The following is a 23,075-nucleotide window of genomic DNA, read 5'->3' on the forward strand; positions in this document are numbered from 1 at the left end:
TCATGCTCAACCGACTGGAAAGCCTGACTCAACGCGTTGGCGGCAGTAATGAATTAATTGATCAATGGCTTCATGCACGTAAAGAACTTTTAGTCTCGTATTGCACAGTGATCGGTATTAAGCCGCAAAAAGAAAAGCATACCCCGCTTAATGAAAAAGCGCTGGAGAACTTTTGTCATAATCTGGTGGATTATCTCTCCTCCGGACATTTCAATATCTACGACAGAATTATCAAACAGGTGGAAGGCGCATCCAGCCCGAAAATGGCTCTGACCACCAAAGTTTATCCTGCTTTGAAAAATAACACTCAAACTATCATGGCATTCCATGATCGCTATACAAACATTGAGATCGATGACGATAGCTGCACTGAGTTTCAACAAGCTTTATCCGATATCGGCGAAACCCTTGATGCCCGTTTTCGGCTGGAAGATCAATTAATTCAGTGGGCGGCTGAATCCTGGCAAGCTGCTCAGCCAGTGGATCAAACAGGGCAGGTAAAATAGCCCACAGATCTGTGCGAGCTTGTAGTTCTCATTCAACCTCAATACCCAAAGTAATTGAGATTGCAGGTAGGCAGCAAGTGAATGAATTCCGATGAGCTTACACAGGTAAGTGATTCGGGTGAATGAACGTAGCTAACACCGCTGCAATTTCAAGTAAGAAGGGTATATACTGAGGATTCTTGTCGGAGTGCCTAGCACCTGTTTTCTTAGGAAAACAAACGCAGGCTGAGACCGTTAATTCGGGATCCGCGGAACCTGATCGGGTTAATACCCGCGAAGGGAACAAGAGTAATTTATCGCTACAGGCCCGGAATTCACCTGACAGGTGGCTGCCGGTCACTGGCTAACATCGTTACTCCCGCCAAGCTCCAGACAAGCAATTTTCCCCTTAACCACATTGGCCTTTAAACCCATTGGTAGGAATTTGCTATGTCTAATAATACAATTGCTAAAGATTTATCACGCCCACGTCAGTCTATTCCACGTAAACAACAACGTGAACAAGCCCAAGAATTTATTGATACCCTGCAAGGGGTTACCTTCCCTAACTCCCAACGTATTTATCTGCAAGGCTCACGGCCCGATATTCAAGTGCCGATGCGCGAGATCCAACTCAGCCCGACATTGATCGGCGGCGGTAAGGACTCTCCCCACTATGAAGAAAATGAAGCCATTCCGGTGTATGACACCTCCGGCCCTTATGGTGATCCGCGCGCTAAGCTGGATGTGCATGCCGGTTTACCCAAACTGCGCGAGAGCTGGATAGCCGATCGTCAGGATACCGCCGCGCTCTCCTCGGTCAGTTCTGGCTTCACCCAACAGCGCTTGGCTGATGAGGGCTTAGACCATTTGCGTTTTGAGCATCTGCCCCGCCCCAAAAAAGCCCTTGCGGGCCAATGTGTCACTCAGTTGCATTACGCCCGGGCAGGTAAAATCACCCCAGAAATGGAGTTTATCGCCCTGCGGGAGAATATGGGCCGTGAACGTATTCGCAGTGAAGTATTACGCCAACAGCATGCGGGGCAAGCATTTGGTGCGCATCTGCCAGAGAATATCACCGCAGAATTTGTCCGACAGGAAGTGGCCGCTGGTCGAGCTATCATCCCCGCGAATATTAACCACCCAGAATCTGAACCGATGATTATTGGCCGCAACTTTTTGGTGAAAGTGAACGCCAACATCGGCAACTCTGCCGTGACCTCTTCCATTGAGGAAGAAGTGGAAAAACTGGTGTGGTCAACGCGCTGGGGCGCGGATACCGTGATGGACTTATCCACTGGCCGCTATATTCATGAAACTCGTGAATGGATACTGCGCAATAGCCCAGTCCCCATTGGCACCGTCCCTATCTATCAGGCGCTGGAAAAAGTCAATGGCGTGGCGGAAAACCTAACCTGGGAAATGTTCCGCGACACCCTGCTAGAGCAGGCCGAGCAAGGGGTTGATTACTTTACGATTCATGCCGGTGTGCTGTTGCGCTATGTGCCGATGACCGCTAAACGGCTGACCGGTATCGTCTCCCGTGGCGGGTCGATTATGGCGAAATGGTGCCTTTCCCATCATCAGGAAAATTTCCTGTATCAGCATTTCCGCGAAATCTGCCAGATCTGCGCGGCTTATGATGTTTCATTATCATTGGGTGATGGTCTGCGCCCTGGTTCCATTCAGGATGCCAATGATGAAGCCCAATTCGCTGAGCTGCATACCTTGGGCGAATTGACCAAAATCGCCTGGGAATATGATGTGCAGGTGATGATTGAAGGCCCTGGGCATGTGCCAATGCAGATGATTCGCCGCAATATGACTGAAGAGCTGGAGCATTGCCACGAAGCGCCATTTTATACCTTAGGCCCCTTGACCACCGACATTGCCCCCGGTTATGACCATTTTACCTCCGGCATCGGCGCGGCCATGATTGGTTGGTTCGGCTGCGCTATGCTGTGCTATGTCACCCCCAAAGAGCACCTTGGTTTACCCAATAAAGAAGATGTAAAACAGGGGCTTATCACTTATAAAATTGCAGCCCATGCGGCTGATTTAGCGAAAGGTCACCCCGGCGCGCAAATCCGCGATAACGCCATGTCAAAAGCGCGTTTTGAATTCCGTTGGGAGGATCAATTTAATTTGGCTCTCGACCCTGAAACCGCGCGTGCTTATCACGATGAAACTCTGCCACAAGAATCCGGCAAAGTGGCGCATTTCTGCTCCATGTGTGGGCCGAAATTCTGTTCGATGAAAATTTCGCAGGAAGTGCGCGATTACGCCGCTAAGCAAGAAACAGCCGCCAGGCAAGAGTTGGCGGTGGTGCAAGAAACGGCGGCTCAACCTATCGAAGTTTTGCAATCCGGTATGGAGCAGATGTCCGCTGAGTTCCGCGCCCGTGGTAGCGAGCTGTATCACGCCCCCGCCAGTCTGCAAGCGGAGGCGAATAATGAGCCAGTCTGATAATGCTTTATTTTCTGCCAAGAGAGGCTTCCCCGCGACCAAGCAGCACCTTGGTCTGTATCCGGTGGTCGATTCCGTGCTGTGGATAGAGCGCCTGCTTGCGGCAGGTGTAACCACCATCCAGTTGCGAATCAAGGATTTAGAGGATGCGCAGGTAGAACAAGATATTGCTGCTGCCATTGAATTAGGTAAACGCTATCAGGCACGCTTATTTATCAATGATTACTGGCGGCTGGCGATTAAACATGGCGCTTACGGGGTGCATCTGGGGCAGGAAGATCTGGAAGCCACTGATTTGGCTGCAATTCAGCAAGCCGGATTGCGGCTCGGGGTCTCCACTCACGATGAACACGAACTGGCGATAGCCAAAGCCATCCGCCCCTCTTACATTGCATTGGGGCATATTTTTCCGACCCAAACCAAGCAGATGCCATCATCCCCACAAGGGCTGGCGGTGCTTAAGCAGATGGTCGACAACACCCCGGATTACCCGACGGTCGCCATCGGCGGCATCAGTATTGAGCGCGTCCCCGCCGTATTGGCAACTGGCGTCGGCAGTGTGGCGGTGGTCAGCGCAATTACTCAGGCCGATAACTGGCAGCAGGCCACCGCGCAATTACTGCATCTGATCGAGGGCAAGGAGCTGGCTGATGATAAACATGCATGAATTGAGTGACAGTGAATTCTTGCGCTACAGCCGCCAGTTATTGCTGGAAGATATTGGCCCTGAGGGCCAATTGAAACTGAAAACTGCCAGTGTATTGATTGTCGGCCTCGGGGGACTTGGCTCCCCAGCGGCACTCTATTTGGCAGCGGCCGGGGTTGGAACATTATTATTGGCTGACGATGACCCGCTAGAATTGACCAATTTGCAGCGCCAAATATTATATCGCACCACGGATCTCGACCGAAAATCGCCCACTAACCCAACTAAAGCGCGGTTAGCCCAGCATCATTTGCAAAATCTTAACCCACAGATTGAAATTATCGCGTTGGAAACACGGCTGGCCGACCAAGCGCTGGCTGATGCTGTTGCTGGCGTTAATTTAGTGCTCGATTGCAGTGACAACATGGAGACGCGCCATCAAGTCAATGCCGCCTGTATTAAAGCACAAAAACCGTTAATCAGCGGCAGCGCCGTGGGTTTCAGCGGGCAGTTATTAGTGATTGAACCGCCCTATTCCCAAGGTTGCTATACCTGTCTTTATCCAGATAAAGAGCTACCGCAACGTAATTGCCGCACCGCCGGTATATTGGGGCCGGTAGTGGGTGTCATCGGCACCTTGCAAGCACTGGAGGCCATTAAAATGCTGGCTGGGCTGGCCTCTCCGCTCAGTGGGAAATTGCGCCTATTTGATGGTAAGCAGCAAAGCTGGAGCACCTTGCAACTCACGCGGGCAAAACATTGCCCAGTCTGTGGAGGCTCACGGTGAAGAGTAAACATATCAATATTGTACTCAATGATCTGCCGCTTGAAGTGGAATGCGCGATAACTGCTGCCATGCTGCTCCAACAACTGAACCGCCACCAGCCGGGTACCGCGCTGGCGATTAATCAGGTCATCATCCCGCGCGCTGACTGGGAAAAATGCCAGTTACACGCGGGTGATGATATTTTGCTATTCCAAGCGATTGCCGGGGGCTGACATGCTGAAAATCGCCGATACCACTTTTACCTCCCGTTTATTTACTGGCACGGGCAAATTTTCCACGGCTGAATTGATGTTAGAAGCATTGCAAGCCTCCGGTTCACAACTGATTACCATGGCGATGAAGCGGGTAGATTTACACGCCGGTAACGATGCTATTCTGGCCCCTTTGCGCCAATTGGGCGTACGTTTACTGCCCAACACCTCCGGCGCGAAAACTGCGCAAGAAGCTGTTTTTGCTGCACGTTTGGCACGTGAAGCTCTCGGCACCCATTGGGTGAAACTGGAAATCCACCCGGATGTGAAGTATTTGCTGCCCGACCCCATCGAAACGCTGAAAGCCGCCGAAATACTGGTGAAAGAGGGATTTGTGGTCTTGCCTTACTGCGGCGCAGACCCGGTATTGTGCAAACGGTTGGAAGAAGTCGGTTGTGCGGCCGTCATGCCATTGGGCGCACCTATTGGTTCCAATTTGGGATTGCGCACCCGCGACTTTCTGCAAATCATTATCGAGCAAGCCAAAGTTCCGGTGGTGGTCGATGCCGGAATTGGCGCACCAAGCCATGCCCTTGAGGCCATAGAACTCGGTGCTGATGCTGTTCTGGTGAATACCGCGATTGCGGTTGCTCACTCACCGGTGCAAATGGCCCACGCTTTTCGCTTAGCAGTTGAGTCCGGCGAGTTGGCGCGTCAAGCTGGACTGGGCAATCGACAGTTTGATCAAGCCATTGCCACCAGCCCACTGACTGGTTTCCTTAGCCAGCTTGAGGAAGAAAATCATGTCTGAAGACTTCAATCAGCGCTGGCAGCAATTGGACTGGGATGATATCGCTCTGCGCATCAACAGCAAAACCGCCGCAGATGTTGAGCGGGCGATTAATGCCGTCAAACCGAATCGTGATGATTTAATGGCACTTATTTCTCCCGCTGCACTGGCTTATCTGGAGCCAATGGCGCAGAAAGCCCAACAGCTGACCCGCCAACGCTTTGGCAATACGGTCAGTTTTTATGTTCCGCTCTATCTTTCTAATCTGTGTGCCAATGACTGTACTTATTGTGGTTTTTCAATGAGTAATCGCATCAAACGCAAGACATTGGATGAAGCAGAGATTATCCGAGAGTGTGAAGCCATCAAAGCGCTGGGCTTCGAACATTTGCTACTGGTCACTGGTGAGCACCAGGCAAAAGTCGGCATGGATTATTTCCGGCGTCATTTCCCGACTATCCGCAGCCAATTCAGCTCGCTGATGATGGAAGTTCAACCATTGGCAGAAGAAGAGTATGTGGAGCTGAAAACACTGGGATTGGATGGCGTGATGGTTTATCAAGAAACCTATCATCCGGCGACTTATCAGCGCCATCACTTGCGCGGCCATAAGCAGGATTTTCACTGGCGGCTGGCCACCCCTGATCGTTTGGGCCGAGCGGGGATCGATAAGATCGGATTAGGTGCTTTGATTGGCTTGTCGAACAGTTGGCGCACCGACTGCTACATGCTGGCGGAACATCTGTTTTATCTGCAACAAACTTACTGGCAGAGTCGCTATTCCATCTCATTCCCGCGTTTACGGCCATGTGCCGGGGGAATTGAACCCGCTTCTCTGATGAGCGAATCACAATTGCTGCAATTGATTTGTGCTTTCCGTCTGTTTGCCCCGGATGTGGAACTGTCGCTCTCGACCCGTGAATCGCCTTTCTTCCGCGATAACGTGATTCCGCTGGCAATAAATAATGTCAGTGCGGGTTCAAAAACACAACCGGGCGGATATGCCGATAATCACCCTGAGCTTGAGCAGTTTGCTCCTCATGATAATCGCACTCCGGAGCAAGTTGCCCAAGCATTGACGCTAGCCGGATTACAGCCAGTGTGGAAAGATTGGGATAGCCATTTAGGCCGTTCACTGCAATAGCATCTGGGTTTTCATCCTGAAAATTAGCAAAAAAAAACCGCCCCGAAAGGAGCGGTTTTTACTTTGGTGACTTACAAAGGGATTAGCCTTTGTTGTTACCAAAACCGGCGTTGAGCAATTCAGCCAGGTTAGCAGTCGCTTCATCCGCGCTGACTTGCGGAACCACTGGTGCTTCACTCTGTGCTTTACGGCGCATACGATCCTGATGATAAGCGTAACCGGTACCGGCTGGGATCAGACGGCCCACGATGACGTTTTCTTTCAGGCCGCGCAGTTCATCACGTTTACCGGCAACTGCCGCTTCAGTAAGAACGCGCGTGGTTTCCTGGAACGAAGCCGCAGAGATGAAGGACTCGGTCGCCAAGGATGCCTTGGTGATACCCAGCAGGTCACGTGTAAACGTAGCCTCGATTTTGCCTTCAGCTGCCAGCTTACGGTTAGCGATTTTAACGCGAGACATTTCTGCCTGCTCGCCTTCCAAGAAGTCGGTGCTACCTGCATCAACGATGGTGCCTTTACGCAGCATCTGACGAACGATAACTTCGATGTGTTTATCGTTTATCTTAACGCCTTGCAGACGGTAAACTTCCTGCACTTCGTTGGTGATGTAACGGGTAACCGCGTGAACGCCACGCAGACGCAGAATGTCGTGTGGAGATTCTGGGCCGTCGGAAACCACGTCACCGCGTTCTACAATTTCACCTTCGAACACGTTGAGCTGACGCCATTTCGGAATCATCTCTTCGTATGCATCGCTACCATCCAACGGTGAAATCACCAGACGACGCTTGCCTTTGGTCTCTTTACCGAACGAGATAATCCCGCTGATTTCAGCCAGGATTGCAGGCTCTTTCGGACGACGTGCTTCGAACAAGTCAGCAACACGTGGCAGACCACCGGTAATATCCTTGGTACCGCTTGATTCCTGAGGAATACGCGCCAGGGTATCACCCGCACCAATCTGAATACCGTCTTCCAACTGAACAATCGCTTTACCTGGCAGGAAGTATTGAGCAGGCATATCAGTACCTGGAATCAATACGTCGTCGCCTTTGGCATCAACGATTTTCAGTGCCGGACGCAGGTCTTTACCGCTACCGGTACGCTCTGCGCTGTCCAGTACTACCAGAGAAGACAAACCAGTCAGTTCGTCGGTCTGGCGTGTAATGGTCTGGCCGTCAACCATGTCGGCGAAGCGGATGAAACCGCTCACTTCGGTGACAACTGGCATGATGTGCGGATCCCAGTTAGCAACGGTTTCGCCGCCCTGGACTTCTGCGCCATCGCCTTTAGCCATTACCGCACCGTAAGGCACTTTGTAGCTTTCTTTAGTACGGCCGAATTCGTCGATCAGCTTCAGCTCAGTATTACGAGAAGTAATAACCAGCTTGCCCGCTGCATTGGTAACGAACTTGACGTTGCTCAGTTTCAAGCTGCCTTTGTTCTTAACCTGAATGCTGGACTCTGCTGCCGCACGAGATGCCGCACCACCGATGTGGAACGTACGCATCGTAAGCTGGGTACCCGGCTCACCGATGGACTGTGCTGCAATAACACCAACCGCTTCACCTTTGTTGATGATGTGGCCACGTGCCAGGTCGCGACCATAGCAGTTTGCACACACACCAAAGTCAGTTTCACAGCTTACTACTGAACGAACTTTAACGCTGTCGACGGAGTTTTCTTCTAACAGATCACACCATTTCTCGTCCAGCAGGGTGTTACGCGGAACAAGAATATCAGCCGTACCCGGTTTGATGACTTCTTCTGCAGTCACACGACCCAGAACGCGATCGCGCAGTGGTTCTTTAACATCACCACCTTCGATAACCGGGGTCATCACGATACCGTTATGGGTACCACAATCGTCTTCGGTTACGACCAGATCCTGTGCCACGTCAACTAAACGACGGGTCAGGTAACCGGAGTTCGCAGTTTTCAATGCGGTATCCGCCAAACCTTTACGCGCACCGTGGGTTGAGATGAAGTACTGAAGTACGTTCAAACCTTCACGGAAGTTCGCGGTGATTGGCGTTTCAATGATCGAACCATCTGGCTTAGCCATCAGGCCACGCATCCCTGCCAGCTGACGAATCTGTGCAGCAGAACCACGCGCACCGGAGTCGGCCATCATAAAGATGCTGTTGAAGGATACTTGCTGCTCGACAACGCCGTCACGGTTGACAACATCTTCAACAGACAAGTTATCCATCATCGCCTTGGCAACACGTTCGTTAGCCGCGGCCCAGATATCGATCACTTTGTTATAACGTTCGCCTGCCGTTACCAGACCGGATTGGAACTGCTCCTGGATCTCGGCAACTTCAGTTTCAGCTTCTTCGATGATCCCTGCTTTCGCATCTGGGATAACCATGTCATCGATACCTACAGAGGCGCCTGAGCGTGCTGCGTAAGCAAAACCGGTGTACATGATCTGGTCAGCAAAGATAACCGTTGGCTTCAAGCCCAGGATGCGGTAACACGTGTTTAGCATCTTGGAGATAGCTTTTTTGCCCAGCGGCTGGTTCACGATAGAGTAAGGCAGACCTTGTGGAACGATCATCCACAAAATAGCACGGCCTACTGTCGTATCAATGATGCTAGTACGCGTAATGCTTTCGCCTTCGGTATTACGAATTTCTTCAGTAATACGCACTTTTACGCGGGCATGCAGAGATGCCAGACCAGCGCGATAAATACGCTCAGCTTCTTTCGGACCAGTCAGTACCATGCCTTCGCCTTTGGCGTTAACACAGTCGCGGGTCATGTAATACAGACCCAATACAACGTCCTGAGAAGGAACGATGATTGGCTCGCCGTTCGCTGGTGACAGGATGTTGTTGGTAGACATCATCAACGCACGCGCTTCTAACTGAGCTTCCAGTGTCAGCGGTACGTGAACAGCCATTTGGTCACCATCGAAGTCGGCGTTATATGCCGCACAAACCAGTGGATGCAACTGGATTGCTTTACCTTCGATCAGAACCGGTTCAAACGCCTGGATACCCAAACGGTGAAGGGTTGGTGCACGGTTCAGCAGCACTGGGTGTTCGCGGATAACTTCATCCAGGATATCCCAAACAACCGCTTCTTCACGCTCAACCATCTTCTTGGCAGCTTTAATGGTGGTAGCAAGACCACGCAATTCCAGCTTGCCGTAGATGAACGGCTTGAACAGCTCAAGAGCCATTTTCTTTGGCAGACCGCACTGATGCAGGCGCAGGTATGGACCCACGGTGATGACCGAACGACCAGAGTAGTCAACACGTTTACCCAGCAAGTTCTGACGGAAACGACCTTGCTTACCTTTGATCATGTCAGCCAGTGACTTCAACGGACGCTTGTTAGAGCCGGTAATCGCACGACCACGACGGCCGTTATCCAGCAATGCATCTACTGCTTCTTGCAGCATACGCTTTTCGTTGCGCACGATGATGTCAGGAGCAGCCAAGTCCAGCAGGCGTTTCAGACGGTTGTTACGGTTGATCACGCGACGATACAAATCGTTCAGATCAGAAGTCGCAAAACGACCACCATCCAACGGCACCAATGGACGCAGATCTGGCGGCAACACAGGCAGCACGGTCAGGATCATCCACTCTGGCTTGTTGCCAGACTGTACGAACGCTTCCAACAGCTTGATACGCTTGGTCAGCTTCTTACGTTTGGTTTCAGAATTTGTTTCGTTCAATTCTTCACGCAGGATCTCGCACTCAGCTTCCAGATCCATGTTTTTCAACAGGGCCTGAATAGCTTCGGCGCCCATTTTCGCGTCGAACTCATCACCAAACTCTTCCAACGCGTCCAGATACTGCTCTTCAGTCAGGATCTGACGACGTTCCAAGTTGGTCATACCGCCTTCAATAACCACATAGGATTCGAAGTACAGTACGCGTTCGATGTCACGTAATGGCATATCCAGCAGTAAACCGATGCGAGATGGCAACGATTTCAGGAACCAGATGTGCGCAGTTGGAGAAGCCAGTTCGATGTGACCCATACGCTCACGGCGTACTTTGGTTTGAGTCACTTCAACGCCGCATTTCTCACAAATAACACCGCGGTGTTTCAAACGCTTGTACTTACCGCACAGGCATTCGTAATCTTTTACTGGGCCAAAGATACGGGCACAGAAAAGGCCGTCACGTTCTGGTTTGAACGTACGGTAGTTAATGGTTTCCGGCTTTTTAACTTCGCCGAACGACCATGAACGGATCATGTCTGGCGATGCCAGAGCAATTTTGATCGCATCAAACTCTTCGGTCTTAGTTTGCGCTTTCAGAAACTTTAATAAGTCTTTCACGGATTGGCTCCTGTCGGAGTTAGACCTGATAGGCGCTCAAACTTAAGCATATAAAAACCTAAACTTGAGCGCCCCTGTGACCAGTACGAACCACCAGCAGACTCCCGGCTGTCAAAGTCTGCTGTCTGGAGAAGAATTACTCTTCTTCCAGCTCGATATTGATGCCCAGCGAGCGGATTTCTTTCAACAATACGTTGAAGGACTCCGGCATGCCTGGTTCCATACGGTGATCGCCATCCACGATGTTTTTGTACATCTTGGTACGGCCGTTTACATCGTCGGACTTGACGGTAAGCATTTCCTGCAATGTGTACGCGGCGCCATAAGCTTCCAACGCCCACACTTCCATCTCACCGAAGCGCTGACCACCGAACTGAGCCTTACCACCCAGCGGCTGCTGAGTAACCAAGCTGTAAGAACCGGTAGAACGCGCATGCATCTTGTCATCAACCAAGTGGTTCAGTTTCAGCATATACATGTAGCCGACAGTAACCTGGCGTTCGAACTGCTCACCGGTACGGCCGTCAAACAGAGTAATCTGACCAGAAGTTGGCAGGCCACCCAGCTGTAACAGTTCCTTGATTTCTTTCTCTGTCGCACCATCGAACACTGGTGTTGCGATTGGCATACCTTTTTTCAGGTTCTCAGCCAGACGCAATACTTCGTCATCGGTGAAGGTGCTCAGATCAACTTTCTGACAAACGTTGTCGCCCAGATCGTAGGCTTTCTGGATAAACTCACGCAGTTTGGCAACTTCTTCCTGCTTCTTCAGCATGGCGTTGATTTTCTCGCCGATGCCTTTCGCTGCCATCCCTAAGTGGGTTTCCAAAATCTGACCGATGTTCATACGCGATGGTACGCCCAGCGGGTTCAGAACGATGTCTACCGGCGTACCGTTTTCATCGTAAGGCATATCTTCGATCGGGTTAATCTTGGAGATAACACCTTTGTTACCGTGACGACCGGCCATCTTGTCACCCGGTTGAATCTGACGTTTAACCGCCAGATACACCTTGACGATCTTCAGCACGCCTGGTGCCAAATCATCACCTTGGGTGATTTTACGACGCTTGGCATCCATCTTCTTCTCGAATTCGGATTTCATTTCGTCGTACTGCTCTGCCAACTGTTCCAGCTGGTTTTGCTTGTCTTCGTCGGTCAGGCCAAGTTCCAGCCAGCGATCACGTGGTAATTTGCTCAGCTTGTCAGCTTCGATGCCACCAGAAACCAGTACTGCATGGATACGTGCAAACAGGCCCGCTTCCAGGATCTGCAACTCTTCAGTCAGGTCTTTCTTGGCCTGCTTCAGTTGCATCTCTTCGATTTCCAACGCACGTTTGTCTTTTTCTACGCCATCGCGAGTAAAGACTTGTACGTCAATAACCGTACCGGAAACACCGTTTGGTACACGCAGAGAAGAGTCTTTAACGTCAGACGCTTTCTCACCGAAGATCGCACGTAACAGTTTCTCTTCTGGCGTCAGCTGGGTTTCACCTTTAGGTGTTACCTTACCAACCAGAATGTCACCGCCAGTCACTTCAGCACCGATATAGACGATACCGGATTCATCCAGTTTGGAGAGTGCAGCTTCACCCACGTTCGGGATATCGGCAGTAATCTCTTCTGGCCCCAGCTTGGTGTCACGAGACACACATGCCAGTTCTTGAATGTGAATGGTAGTGAAGCGATCTTCTTGCACCACGCGCTCGGAGACCAAGATGGAGTCTTCGAAGTTGTAACCGTTCCAAGGCATGAAGGCTACGCGCATGTTCTGACCCAATGCCAGTTCGCCCAGGTCTGTTGATGGGCCATCTGCCAGCACGTCACCGCGCTCGATTGGCTCACCCAGATTCACACACGGCATCTGATTGATACAGGTGTTCTGGTTAGAACGGGTGTATTTGGTCAGGTTATAAATATCAATACCTGCTTCGCCCGGATACATTTCGTCTTCGTTAACTTTAATCACGATACGAGATGCATCTACATACTGAACAGTACCGCCACGCTTGGCTACAGAGGTTACCCCTGAGTCAACCGCTACTGCACGTTCCATACCAGTACCCACCAACGGCTTATCAGCACGCAGAGTAGGAACCGCCTGACGTTGCATGTTCGCACCCATCAAGGCACGGTTGGCGTCATCGTGTTCCAAGAATGGAATCAGAGAAGCACCAACGGATACGATCTGCTGGGTAGATACGTCCATATAGTCAACTTGATCGCGGCTAAATAGGCTAGATTCGCCTTTGCTACGACAAGTGACCAAGTCTTCCAAGAAGCGGCCTTCATCATCCAAGTTGGAGTTCGCCTGAGCGATAACGAAGTTGCCTTCTTCAATAGCAGACAAATAGTTAATTTCATCGGTCACCACACCATCACGTACGCGACGATAAGGTGTTTCCAAGAAACCATACTCGTTGGTCTGTGCGTACACAGACAAGGAGTTGATCAGACCGATGTTTGGACCTTCTGGCGTTTCGATTGGGCATACACGACCGTAGTGAGTCGGGTGTACGTCTCGAACTTCAAAGCCAGCACGTTCACGGGTCAAACCACCCGGGCCCAATGCAGAGATACGGCGTTTATGCGTAATCTCGGACAACGGGTTGTTCTGGTCCATAAATTGTGACAACTGGCTGGAACCAAAGAACTCTTTCACCGCAGCCGAAATAGGCTTAGCGTTGATCATGTCCTGAGGCATCAGTGTGTCGAGGTCGCCCAGAGACAAACGCTCTTTAACTGCACGCTCAACACGAACCAGACCTACACGGAACTGGTTTTCAGCCATTTCACCAACGGAACGAATACGACGGTTGCCTAAGTGGTCGATATCATCCACTTCGCCTTTACCGTTACGGATATCGATGAGCTTCTTCATCACTTCTGTGATGTCTTCTTTGCTCAGGATACCGGAACCTTCGATCTCGTCACGCAGCAGTGAACGGTTGAACTTCATCCGGCCAACCGCAGACAAATCGTAGCGGTCTTCAGAGAAGAACAGGTTCTCAAACAGATTTTCAGCTGCTTCACGTGTTGGTGGCTCACCAGGACGCATCATGCGGTAGATCTCAACCAAAGCGCTCAGACGGTCACTGGTTGGGTCAACACGCAGGGTCTCGGAGATATAAGCACCGTGATCCAGGTCGTTGGTGAACAATGTTTCGATTTGCTTGTGGCCAGACTGGCTCAACTTAGCCAGCAAATCCAGTGACAGCTCCATGTTGGCTGCACAGATTAGCTCACCAGTGTTCTCATCAATGTAGTCTTTTGCGACCACTTTACCGGCAATGTATTCAACCGGAACTTCGATGCGATCAATACCGTCTTTTTCAAGCTGGCGAATATGACGTGCAGTAATACGACGCGCTTTCTCGACGTAAACTTTGCCATTCGCTTCAATATCAAAGGATGCCGTTTCACCGCGCAGGCGCTCTGGAACCAATTCCATCTGCAGCTTGTTGTCACGAATCTCAAAGACCACTTTGTCAAAGAACAGATCAAGGATCTGTGTTGTGGTGAAACTCAATGCACGCAGAATGATGGTTGCCGGCAACTTACGACGACGGTCAATACGGACAAACAGGTTGTCTTTCGGGTCAAACTCGAAATCTAACCATGAACCGCGGTAAGGGATGATACGTGCGTTATACAGCACTTTACCCGAGGAATGGGTTTTACCCTTATCGCTGTCAAAGAATACGCCAGGACTACGGTGCAGCTGAGATACGATAACCCTCTCAGTACCGTTAATGACAAAGGTACCGTTTTCGGTCATGAGTGGAATTTCACCCATGTAGACTTCTTGTTCTTTGATGTCTTTAACCGTACCTTCCGGAGCTTCGCGCTCATAGATTACCAGGCGCAATTTAACGCGCAGCGGTGCGGAATAAGTCACACCACGGATCTGGCACTCTTTAACGTCAAATACTGGCTCACCAAGACGGTAGCTAACGTATTGCAGCTCCGAATTGCCGCTGTAGCTCTGGATTGGAAACACAGAACGGAATGCTGCTTCCAGGCCGTGCTGTCCTTCAGGATCTTGCTCGATAAACTTCTGGAACGAGTCAAGTTGGATAGAAAGGAGATAAGGTATGTCCAAAACTTGTGGACGTTTACCAAAATCCTTACGAATACGTTTTTTCTCGGTATAGGAGTAAACCATAGGGTTCCTCAGCTCGCTGATCAGTGACCCACTCTGTCCGCCCTAATAAAAATAGGACAGGTCATGCAACACTATTATTTAGAATGAGAAGTCGAAACACTTCTCGGAATACTCTTTTCTATCACTCTTAAACCATTTCATCGCGTTACTTTGACTACCGAGCTACCCGAGTGGGTCGTAGCTGAGAACGCAGTATATTAAGTCGTCAATAGAAAGGAATATTAGGGGTTAGTTAGCCGCTAAACAGTGTGAAATGCGACTAACGCCCTACAGCGCAAAAAGGCTGATGACTAAAAAGTCACCAGCCATCAGCCTATAAGTTAGGCTGCAAGCTCAAAGCTTAACTTACTTGATCTCAACAGAAGCACCAGCTTCTTCCAGAGATTTTTTCAGAGTTTCAGCTTCGTCTTTGTTCACGCCTTCTTTCAGAACTGCAGGTGCAGATTCAACCAGGTCTTTAGCTTCTTTCAAGCCCAGGCCAGTTGCGCCGCGAACAGCTTTGATTACTGCAACTTTGTTGTCGCCGAATGAAGCCAGAACAACGTTGAATTCAGTTTGTTCTTCTACAGCTTCAGCAGAGGCAGCAGGACCTGCAGCAACAGCAGCAGCTGAAACGCCGAATTTCTCTTCCATAGCAGAGATCAGTTCAACGATTTCCATTACAGACAGAGCTGCAACGCCTTCAAGAATTTGGTCTTTAGTGATAGTTGACATAACAAGTGTTCCTAAAATACAGAAATAGTTTATACGTTAAAAAGCAATGACTGAAAAAGTGAGGGCGAATTAAGCCGCTTCAGCTTCTTTCTGGTCACGCAGCGCAGCCAATGTACGAACCAATTTGCCAGCAGCGGCTTCTTTCATGGTTCCCATCAGACGTGCGATTGCTTCTTCGTAGGTTGGCAGAGTTGCCAGGCGGTCGATCTGAGCCGCAGGGATTAACTCGCCTTCAAAGGCTGCTGCTTTAACCTCAAATTTCGCATTATCTTTAGCAAATGCTTTGAACAAACGAGCAGCTGCGCCCGGGTGTTCTGAAGAGAATGCAATCAAGGTTGGACCAACAAACGTGTCTTTCAGGCATTCGAATGGAGTGCCTTCAACAATGCGACGCAGCAAGGTGTTACGAACAACTTGCATGTGAACGCCAGCTTCACGACCTGCTTTACGCAGTTCAGTCATTTTATCAACGGTAACGCCACGAGAATCCGCAACAACCGCAGACAGCGCACCTTTGGCTACTTCTTTAACTTCAGCAACAATCGCTTGTTTGCCTTGAAGATTTAGTGCCATTAGTTCTTGCTCCTGGATTAACCGGGGATTAATTCCCCGGAACTCACGTCACCCAACTCACAACAAAATGCAGTGAATGGGCGTTGAAACACGGTGAGCAGAATCCAGCAAAGACTATTCTTTATCATTCTTTATAAACAAATAAAGAAAGAAAAAATTTCTTCAGGTTCTGTCACCGTCTACGCAGGAAATTAAGTGTTTCGCAACACACCTGCGGTCTTGGACGGAGGCTTGGATAAGGCCAAGCTCCAACCGAAAATTCTGTTTTCTGTCAATTGAACATTTGTTATTAACAAATAAGCCATCAACAGAAGCATGGGCGTAAGATTCTAGACAAACCTTACGCCCACGTAAAGCGATAAAAGCAATTAGTGATTAGTTCACTACTGCTGACAGGCCGCTTTGATCAATAGCAACGCCGGCGCCCATGGTGGTGGACAGGCTGATTTTCTTGATATAAACGCCTTTCGCTGTAGCAGGTTTAGCACGCTTCAGCGCAACAACCAGAGATTCTAAGTTTTCTCTCAACTTTTCTGAGTCGAAATCAACTTTACCAATGGTGGTGTGGATAATACCGTTTTTGTCGTTGCGATAACGAACCTGACCTGCTTTAGCATTCTTAACTGCTTCAGCAACGTTAGGAGTAACAGTACCCACTTTAGGGTTTGGCATCAGGCCACGTGGGCCCAAGATTTGGCCTAATTGACCTACAACGCGCATTGCATCCGGGGAAGCAATAACAACGTCGAAGTTCATTTCGCCTTTCTTGATTTGATCAGCCAGATCTTCCATACCTACCAATTCAGCGCCTGCTTCTTTCGCAGCTTCAGCGTTTGCACCCTGAGCGAAAACAGCAACACGAACTGAACGGCCAGTACCATGTGGCAACACAGTTGCGCCACGAACGTTCTGGTCAGATTTACGTGCGTCGATACCGAGATTAACGGCAACGTCCACGCTTTCTACGAATTTAGCAGTAGCCAGCTCTTTCAGCAGGGCAACAGCTTCGTTGATATCATATTGCTTAGTAACATCAACTTTGTCACGGATCACGCGCATGCGCTTGGTCAGCTTAGCCATTTATTAACCCTCCACTACCAGGCCCATGGAACGAGCAGTACCTTCGATTGAACGCATCATGTCGTCAATTGAAGCACCAGTCATATCCGCAGCTTTGGTTTCTGCGATTTCACGGACCTGAGCACTGGTCACAGTCCCTACTTTGTCTTTGTTCGGCTTGCCGGAACCAGACTTAATACCTGCCGCTTTTTTCAGCAGAACTGCTGCTGGCGGGGTTTTAGTAACGAAAGTGAAAGAGCGATCAGAATAAACAGTAATAACAACAGGGATCGGCAGGCCTTTTTCAATGCTTTCAGTCTTAGCATTGAACGCTTTACAGAATTCCATGATGTTAACACCCTGCTGACCCAATGCTGGGCCAACTGGTGGACTTGGGTTCGCCATACCAGCTGCAACTTGCAGCTTGACATAGGCTTGTACTTTCTTAGCCATTTACGATTTCCTCGATTTGGGTAGTATCGCCTCGCGTTCGAGGCTCCCCGTGTTTTGTCTCGCTATTATTTACTATGAAATAAATTGCCACGCATGACAAAAAGCAAGACATCTAAAAACAAAAGGCGCGAAATTATATTGTAATTTCGCGCCTAAGACAAGACCCAAATTTCAACCAATGGTGAAAAATGAATCAGCCTTTTTCTACCTGGCTGAAATCCAGTTCGACCGGTGTTGCACGGCCAAAGATGGAAACAGACACTTTCAAGCGACTTTTTTCATAGTCCACTTCTTCAACGACACCGTTAAAGTCTGCGAACGGACCATCGCTAACACGTACCAGTTCACCTGGTTCAAACAGTGTTTTAGGACGTGGTTTATCACCCACTTGTTGAAGGCGATTCATAATCGCATCAACTTCTTTATCACTGATTGGTGCAGGGCGATCGGATGTACCACCGATAAAGCCCATTACACGTGGCACGCTACGCACTAAGTGCCAGCTGGCATCTTCCATCACCATCTGAACCAGTACATAGCCTGGGAAGAATTTACGTTCACTTTTACGACGTTGACCGCCACGAATTTCGACGACTTCTTCCGTTGGAACCATGACTTCGCCAAACAGCTCTTCCATGTCATTTAACTTGATATGCTCACGCAGCGATTGAGCTACGCGGCCTTCAAAACCGGAAAACGCCTGAACGACGTACCAACGCTTTTTTGGTGCTTCAGACATCTTAGAACCTCAGGCCAGTAATAAATGATACCAGGCGGACCAGAATACCATCCAGCCCCCATAGAATCAGTGACATTACAGCAGTTACCGCAGCAACGATTAACGTTGTGTGCAGAGTTTCCTGACGGGTAGGCCAAATCACTTTACGCACTTCCGTGCGTGCTTCACGAGCAAACGCGACAGTGGCTTTACCTTTTGCCGTCATCAGCGCAACAGCACCGGCAACAGCGATAATTACTACAACTGCCAACGCGCGCAGCGGCAGGCTGAAATCACGGTAATAATAATTACCAACAATAGCGGCAACTAATAATACAGCAACGATTAGCCATTTAGCCGTTTCCAGGCCGCGTCCGCTCCCTGGAGCCTCGGTATTCGCACTCATAAACCAACCTGTCACTATGATTCAGAACAAACAACTTTGCTTCGCACCGCAAAGCAAACCAAGCCGAAGGATGCTCTAGAAATTCTCTAATCGGCACCACTCAGCACTATTCGCCGTACTTCCAGAGCCCATCTCACCAGTAATTATGATGAAAAAACTGCTGATGAGATAGGTTCTAGTATGACAACGTATAAAAAGGGCATCAAATGATGCCCTTTTATCACATGTCGCGTCAAATCTTATTCAATGACTTTCGCAACAACGCCAGCACCGACCGTACGACCGCCTTCACGAATCGCGAAGCGCAGACCGTCATCCATTGCGATAGGCGCAATCAGGTTAACAATCATTTGAATGTTATCACCTGGCATCACCATCTCAACGCCTTCTGGCAATTCAATAGTACCGGTTACGTCAGTTGTACGGAAGTAGAACTGAGGACGGTAACCTTTGAAGAACGGAGTATGACGACCGCCTTCATCTTTGCTCAGAATATAAACTTCTGATTCAAATTTGGTGTGTGGTTTGATAGAGCCCGGTTTAGCCAGAACTTGACCACGTTCGATATCTTCACGTTTGATACCACGCAGCAGAACGCCAACGTTCTCACCAGCGCGGCCTTCGTCCAGCAGTTTGCGGAACATTTCAACGCCAGTACAAGTAGACTTAACCGTATCTTTCAGGCCGACAATTTCTACTTCTTCACCAACTTTAACGATACCGCGCTCTACACGCCCCGTTACAACCGTACCGCGGCCAGAGATAGAGAATACGTCTTCGATTGGTAACAGGAATGGCTTATCAATAGCACGCTCTGGTTCAGGGATGTAAGAATCCAGGTAGCCAGCCAGTTCGATAATTTTCGCTTCCCACTCAGGTTCGCCTTCCAATGCTTTCAGCGCTGAACCACGAATAACCGGCGTATCATCGCCTGGGAAATCGTAAGTAGACAGAAGATCACGCACTTCCATCTCTACCAATTCCAACAGTTCTTCATCATCAACCATGTCACATTTGTTCATGAATACGATGATGTAAGGGACGCCAACCTGACGGCCCAACAGGATGTGCTCACGAGTCTGTGGCATAGGGCCATCAGTTGCAGCAACAACCAAAATAGCGCCGTCCATCTGGGCAGCACCGGTAATCATGTTTTTAACGTAGTCGGCGTGACCTGGGCAGTCAACGTGCGCATAGTGACGAGACGGGGTGTCATATTCAACATGAGACGTGTTGATGGTGATACCACGCGCCTTCTCTTCCGGAGCGTTGTCAATCTGGTCGAATGCACGAGCACTCCCGCCGTAGGTTTTAGCCAGAACGGTGGTGATTGCAGCAGTTAGGGTAGTTTTACCATGGTCAACGTGGCCGATAGTACCCACATTAACGTGCGGTTTTGTACGTTCAAACTTTTCTTTAGACATCGATTGTCCCTCTAAGACACGGAATCGGTGGTTTCACCACATCAACCAAGCGCATGCTTGCTGAATCCATAACACAGAAAGAAAATCAGGGGACGAGAAAGTGAGAAGTGGTGCTGATAGGCAGATTCGAACTGCCGACCTCACCCTTACCAAGGGTGCGCTCTACCAACTGAGCCATATCAGCACATCTTGGAGCGGGCAGTGGGAATCGAACCCACATCATCAGCTTGGAAGGCTGAGGTAATAGCCATTATACGATGCCCGCATCTTAGAACTCGGCTACCTGACTTAATCTGCAGAAACTTGAAAGGAAGGGCTTGGCCACTTCACTCTTCATCGAGAGCGTTGCTCTCGCCTTGAGTGTTGATTGGGAGTTCGGTCTTCTGAATCACCCTGAGACTCAAGGTTAAATATGGTGGTGGGGGAAGGATTCGAACCTTCGAAGTCGATGACGGCAGATTTACAGTCTGCTCCCTTTGGCCGCTCGGGAACCCCACCTAATTTTTAGTACTTGAATGGTGCCGGCACCAAGAGTCGAACTCGGGACCTACTGATTACAAGTCAGTTGCTCTACCAACTGAGCTATGCCGGCATCAAGTGCAGCGCATTCTAGGTAGAGTGGGCCTATGATGCAACAAAAAAATCGCATAAATCGACCTTTCGCTCATAAAACCGCCACTTTTCAAAAGCCAGACGTATTATTAACCAAGGTTAGCTTAATTAGCGCCCAGAACTTTAGTTATTCTAACCAACTCTATAGCGGAAAATCACCCCAAAAAACCGACAATGTCTCATTGTTGAACAATCTTATTGTCCACACAGCAAAAATAAATTTAGTTCTATGCCCCAAAATGGGGAAATCTTTCTATTAAGGTGCATGAAACCCAAGAAATACTCGCTCAATTATCGTCATCACAAGGTTACATATTTGGCTTGTTTATTGCTTAAGCATAACTATTTATTTTAAACATCATATCCGCAGACCGACTGTTGAAGAGGAGCTTAATCATGAAGATAGTTTTACTTAATGCGGCAACATTGCCTATATACCGAAGCGAACTGGCAAGTTTACTGATTGATGCCGTCTCTCATGGTGCTTCAATCGGCTATAACACCCGCAGCCTCTCACAAGAAGAGGCTGAGAGCTACTACCATGGCCTACGCCCAGCCATCACGAAAGGCACGCTATTATTGTGGATAGCACGTGATGAAGTGGGGATAGTGGGAACCATCCAATTAGATCTCTGCCAAAAACCCAATGGATTAAATCGAGCCGAAGTACAAAAATTATTAGTTCACAGCCGCAGTCGTCGTGCTGGGATTGGGCATAAATTGATTATTGAAATGGAGAATACGGCGGTTCAACTTCGCCGCGGATTGTTATACTTGGATACTGAAGCTGGCTCTCCTGCAGAATCTTTTTACCGGGCACAAGGATATAGATATATGGGTGAAATTCCTGATTATGCCTGTACGCCTGATGGCTATTATCATCCAACCGCTATTTATTTCAAACGTTTATTCTCTGTAAATCAATTACATACTGTTATAGCTAGCTAGTCATGATAAATGCCTTCAACCATAAGACAAAAGCTTGGCATGCCCTTTTTTAATTGAGTGGAATAGCAACATACATCAAAGAAATCACTCACTAAATACAAAAATGTCTACGCCAAAAAGCAAGCTGCCTATAATATGCAGCTTGTTTATTATCTGGAGTTGGCGTCCAGCGCCTTTCCCAACCTGCGTTAACAGGCAGAATTTGGCTTATGATAAAAAGAGATCAATCTTTAGCGACGCCTTATCTACAGTTCGATCGTACTCAGTGGGCCGCTTTACGCGACTCAGTACCATTGACGCTAACAGAAGAAGAAATCGTTAAACTCAAAGGGATTAACGAAGACCTTTCCTTAGATGAAGTGGCACAGATTTATCTGCCGCTCTCACGTCTACTTAATTTTTATATCAGTTCTAATTTGCGTCGCCAGGCAGTTCTGGAACAATTCCTTGGAACTGATGGCCAACGCATTCCCTATGTTATTGGTATTGCGGGCAGTGTTGCGGTGGGTAAAAGTACAACGGCCCGCTTATTACAAGCATTGCTGAGCCGCTGGCCAGAGCATCGCAGTGTAGAACTGATTACTACTGATGGTTTTCTTTATCCGAATAAAGTGCTTAACGAGCGCGGACTGATGAAGAAAAAAGGATTCCCGCAATCCTATGATATGCACAGTTTGGTGAAATTTGTCTCTGAAGTAAAATCCGGGGCTGACTATGTTACGGCACCCGTTTATTCTCATTTAATATACGATATTGTCCCTGATGGTAATAAAATCATCAAACAGCCGGACATTCTTATATTAGAGGGATTAAATGTGTTACAAAGCGGGATGGATTACCCTCATGATCCACATCGTGTATTCGTTTCTGACTTTGTAGACTTCTCTATATACGTGGATGCGCCTGAGGATTTACTCCAAAGTTGGTATATCAATCGGTTCCTTAAGTTTCGTCAAGGTGCGTTTTCCAATCCTGACTCTTACTTCCATAACTATGCAAAATTGCCTGAAACCGAAGCAGTCAAGATTGCAACACAGTTATGGAAAGAGATTAATGGATTGAATTTAAAGCAGAATATATTACCAACCCGTGAGCGAGCAAGTCTGATAATGACAAAAAGTGCCAATCATGCGGTTGAAAATGTGCGTTTAAGAAAATAGTAGATAGCGGGTAGTAATAACTGCCCGCTTA

The 23,075-nt window shown here is 49.0% G+C and carries 18 protein-coding genes, 4 tRNA genes and 1 riboswitch; of the genes, 9 read left to right on the forward strand and 13 right to left on the reverse strand.

Annotated elements, in window-relative coordinates:
- The first annotated feature begins 2 nt into the window (after window positions 1-2).
- From OP863_RS18225 to thiH, 7 genes are all read left to right on the forward strand, one after another.
- Complete coding sequence (locus OP863_RS18225) at window positions 3-506, forward strand: Rsd/AlgQ family anti-sigma factor (RefSeq protein ID WP_038638450.1); 504 nt, start codon at window positions 3-5, stop codon at window positions 504-506.
- Between the two features lie 173 nt (window positions 507-679).
- Window positions 680-805: riboswitch (TPP riboswitch) on the forward strand.
- Between the two features lie 130 nt (window positions 806-935).
- Window positions 936-2,951: a phosphomethylpyrimidine synthase ThiC gene (gene thiC, locus OP863_RS18230; RefSeq protein ID WP_145591118.1), complete on the forward strand. Its 2,016-nt coding sequence runs from the start codon at window positions 936-938 to the stop codon at window positions 2,949-2,951.
- Entirely contained in the window at window positions 2,938-3,618 is a 681-nt protein-coding gene (gene thiE, locus OP863_RS18235) for a thiamine phosphate synthase (protein WP_265525688.1), read from the forward strand. Before thiC ends, thiE begins: the two co-directional genes overlap by 14 nt.
- Window positions 3,602-4,384, forward strand: coding sequence for a HesA/MoeB/ThiF family protein (locus tag OP863_RS18240; protein ID WP_038638441.1), 783 nt, complete (start codon window positions 3,602-3,604; stop codon window positions 4,382-4,384). The genes thiE and OP863_RS18240 overlap by 17 nt, the downstream gene beginning before the upstream one ends.
- Window positions 4,381-4,596 (forward strand): sulfur carrier protein ThiS, encoded by a 216-nt coding sequence (gene thiS, locus OP863_RS18245; protein WP_145588409.1) that lies wholly within the window; start codon window positions 4,381-4,383, stop codon window positions 4,594-4,596. Before OP863_RS18240 ends, thiS begins: the two co-directional genes overlap by 4 nt.
- Before the next feature lies 1 nt (window position 4,597).
- Window positions 4,598-5,386 carry a thiazole synthase gene (locus tag OP863_RS18250; RefSeq protein WP_145588407.1) on the forward strand — a complete coding sequence of 263 codons (789 nt, stop codon included), beginning with the start codon at window positions 4,598-4,600 and terminating at the stop codon, window positions 5,384-5,386.
- Window positions 5,379-6,509, forward strand: coding sequence for a 2-iminoacetate synthase ThiH (gene thiH / locus OP863_RS18255; protein ID WP_145591125.1), 1,131 nt, complete (start codon window positions 5,379-5,381; stop codon window positions 6,507-6,509). The genes OP863_RS18250 and thiH overlap by 8 nt, the downstream gene beginning before the upstream one ends.
- Window positions 6,510-6,591: 82 nt before the next feature.
- Here thiH and rpoC read toward each other — a convergent pair whose 3' ends face one another.
- From rpoC to OP863_RS18320, 13 genes are all read right to left on the reverse strand, one after another.
- On the reverse strand, window positions 6,592-10,812 hold the full coding sequence (gene rpoC / locus OP863_RS18260) for a DNA-directed RNA polymerase subunit beta' (protein ID WP_038638427.1): 4,221 nt from the start codon (window positions 10,810-10,812) through the stop codon (window positions 6,592-6,594).
- Window positions 10,813-10,948: 136 nt separating this feature from the next.
- A complete protein-coding gene (gene rpoB / locus OP863_RS18265) occupies window positions 10,949-14,977 on the reverse strand; it encodes a DNA-directed RNA polymerase subunit beta (protein ID WP_038638424.1) in 4,029 nt (1,342 codons plus the stop codon).
- Between the two features lie 345 nt (window positions 14,978-15,322).
- On the reverse strand, window positions 15,323-15,691 hold the full coding sequence (gene rplL / locus OP863_RS18270) for a 50S ribosomal protein L7/L12 (RefSeq protein ID WP_038638421.1): 369 nt from the start codon (window positions 15,689-15,691) through the stop codon (window positions 15,323-15,325).
- Window positions 15,692-15,760: 69 nt separating this feature from the next.
- Entirely contained in the window at window positions 15,761-16,264 is a 504-nt protein-coding gene (rplJ, locus tag OP863_RS18275) for a 50S ribosomal protein L10 (protein WP_004393386.1), read from the reverse strand.
- Window positions 16,265-16,639: 375 nt separating this feature from the next.
- Window positions 16,640-17,344: a 50S ribosomal protein L1 gene (gene rplA / locus OP863_RS18280; protein WP_038638418.1), complete on the reverse strand. Its 705-nt coding sequence runs from the start codon at window positions 17,342-17,344 to the stop codon at window positions 16,640-16,642.
- A gap of 3 nt (window positions 17,345-17,347) precedes the next feature.
- Complete coding sequence (gene rplK, locus OP863_RS18285; RefSeq protein ID WP_004393384.1) at window positions 17,348-17,776, reverse strand: 50S ribosomal protein L11; 429 nt, start codon at window positions 17,774-17,776, stop codon at window positions 17,348-17,350.
- 193 nt (window positions 17,777-17,969) lie between these two features.
- Complete coding sequence (nusG, locus tag OP863_RS18290) at window positions 17,970-18,515, reverse strand: transcription termination/antitermination protein NusG (RefSeq protein ID WP_038638415.1); 546 nt, start codon at window positions 18,513-18,515, stop codon at window positions 17,970-17,972.
- A 1-nt stretch (window position 18,516) separates the two neighbouring features.
- Window positions 18,517-18,900 carry a preprotein translocase subunit SecE gene (secE, locus tag OP863_RS18295; protein WP_004704671.1) on the reverse strand — a complete coding sequence of 128 codons (384 nt, stop codon included), beginning with the start codon at window positions 18,898-18,900 and terminating at the stop codon, window positions 18,517-18,519.
- A gap of 239 nt (window positions 18,901-19,139) precedes the next feature.
- Window positions 19,140-20,324, reverse strand: a complete 1,185-nt coding sequence (gene tuf / locus OP863_RS18300) for an elongation factor Tu (RefSeq protein ID WP_145588403.1) — start codon at window positions 20,322-20,324, stop codon at window positions 19,140-19,142.
- Between the two features lie 108 nt (window positions 20,325-20,432).
- Window positions 20,433-20,508: transfer RNA gene (locus tag OP863_RS18305), tRNA-Thr, on the reverse strand.
- A gap of 6 nt (window positions 20,509-20,514) precedes the next feature.
- Window positions 20,515-20,589, reverse strand: a tRNA-Gly gene (locus OP863_RS18310).
- Between the two features lie 148 nt (window positions 20,590-20,737).
- A tRNA-Tyr gene (locus OP863_RS18315) sits at window positions 20,738-20,822 on the reverse strand.
- An 18-nt stretch (window positions 20,823-20,840) separates the two neighbouring features.
- Window positions 20,841-20,916: transfer RNA gene (locus OP863_RS18320), tRNA-Thr, on the reverse strand.
- A 416-nt stretch (window positions 20,917-21,332) separates the two neighbouring features.
- Here OP863_RS18320 and OP863_RS18325 point away from each other — a divergent pair.
- Both OP863_RS18325 and coaA read left to right on the forward strand, forming a co-directional pair.
- On the forward strand, window positions 21,333-21,884 hold the full coding sequence (locus OP863_RS18325; RefSeq protein ID WP_050292129.1) for a GNAT family N-acetyltransferase: 552 nt from the start codon (window positions 21,333-21,335) through the stop codon (window positions 21,882-21,884).
- A 209-nt stretch (window positions 21,885-22,093) separates the two neighbouring features.
- Window positions 22,094-23,044: a type I pantothenate kinase gene (gene coaA, locus OP863_RS18330; protein WP_038638404.1), complete on the forward strand. Its 951-nt coding sequence runs from the start codon at window positions 22,094-22,096 to the stop codon at window positions 23,042-23,044.
- The last annotated feature ends 31 nt before the right edge of the window (window positions 23,045-23,075 follow it).

Origin of the sequence: Yersinia sp. SCPM-O-B-9106 (C-191) (assembly GCF_026183365.1) — a bacterium.
Lineage (GTDB): Bacteria > Pseudomonadota > Gammaproteobacteria > Enterobacterales > Enterobacteriaceae > Yersinia > Yersinia rochesterensis.

Coding starts and splice junctions, on each gene's coding strand:
- rplL (WP_038638421.1), bottom strand. CDS start 15,691: ATGTCAACTATCACTAAAGACCAAATTCTTGAAGGCGTTGCAGCTCTG.
- OP863_RS18250 (WP_145588407.1), top strand. CDS start 4,598: ATGCTGAAAATCGCCGATACCACTTTTACCTCCCGTTTATTTACTGGC.
- rpoB (WP_038638424.1), bottom strand. CDS start 14,977: ATGGTTTACTCCTATACCGAGAAAAAACGTATTCGTAAGGATTTTGGT.
- thiE (WP_265525688.1), top strand. CDS start 2,938: ATGAGCCAGTCTGATAATGCTTTATTTTCTGCCAAGAGAGGCTTCCCC.
- thiH (WP_145591125.1), top strand. CDS start 5,379: ATGTCTGAAGACTTCAATCAGCGCTGGCAGCAATTGGACTGGGATGAT.
- nusG (WP_038638415.1), bottom strand. CDS start 18,515: ATGTCTGAAGCACCAAAAAAGCGTTGGTACGTCGTTCAGGCGTTTTCC.
- rplA (WP_038638418.1), bottom strand. CDS start 17,344: ATGGCTAAGCTGACCAAGCGCATGCGCGTGATCCGTGACAAAGTTGAT.
- OP863_RS18325 (WP_050292129.1), top strand. CDS start 21,333: ATGAAGATAGTTTTACTTAATGCGGCAACATTGCCTATATACCGAAGC.
- tuf (WP_145588403.1), bottom strand. CDS start 20,324: ATGTCTAAAGAAAAGTTTGAACGTACAAAACCGCACGTTAATGTGGGT.
- OP863_RS18225 (WP_038638450.1), top strand. CDS start 3: ATGCTCAACCGACTGGAAAGCCTGACTCAACGCGTTGGCGGCAGTAAT.
- secE (WP_004704671.1), bottom strand. CDS start 18,900: ATGAGTGCGAATACCGAGGCTCCAGGGAGCGGACGCGGCCTGGAAACG.
- OP863_RS18240 (WP_038638441.1), top strand. CDS start 3,602: ATGATAAACATGCATGAATTGAGTGACAGTGAATTCTTGCGCTACAGC.
- rplK (WP_004393384.1), bottom strand. CDS start 17,776: ATGGCTAAGAAAGTACAAGCCTATGTCAAGCTGCAAGTTGCAGCTGGT.
- rplJ (WP_004393386.1), bottom strand. CDS start 16,264: ATGGCACTAAATCTTCAAGGCAAACAAGCGATTGTTGCTGAAGTTAAA.
- thiC (WP_145591118.1), top strand. CDS start 936: ATGTCTAATAATACAATTGCTAAAGATTTATCACGCCCACGTCAGTCT.
- coaA (WP_038638404.1), top strand. CDS start 22,094: ATGATAAAAAGAGATCAATCTTTAGCGACGCCTTATCTACAGTTCGAT.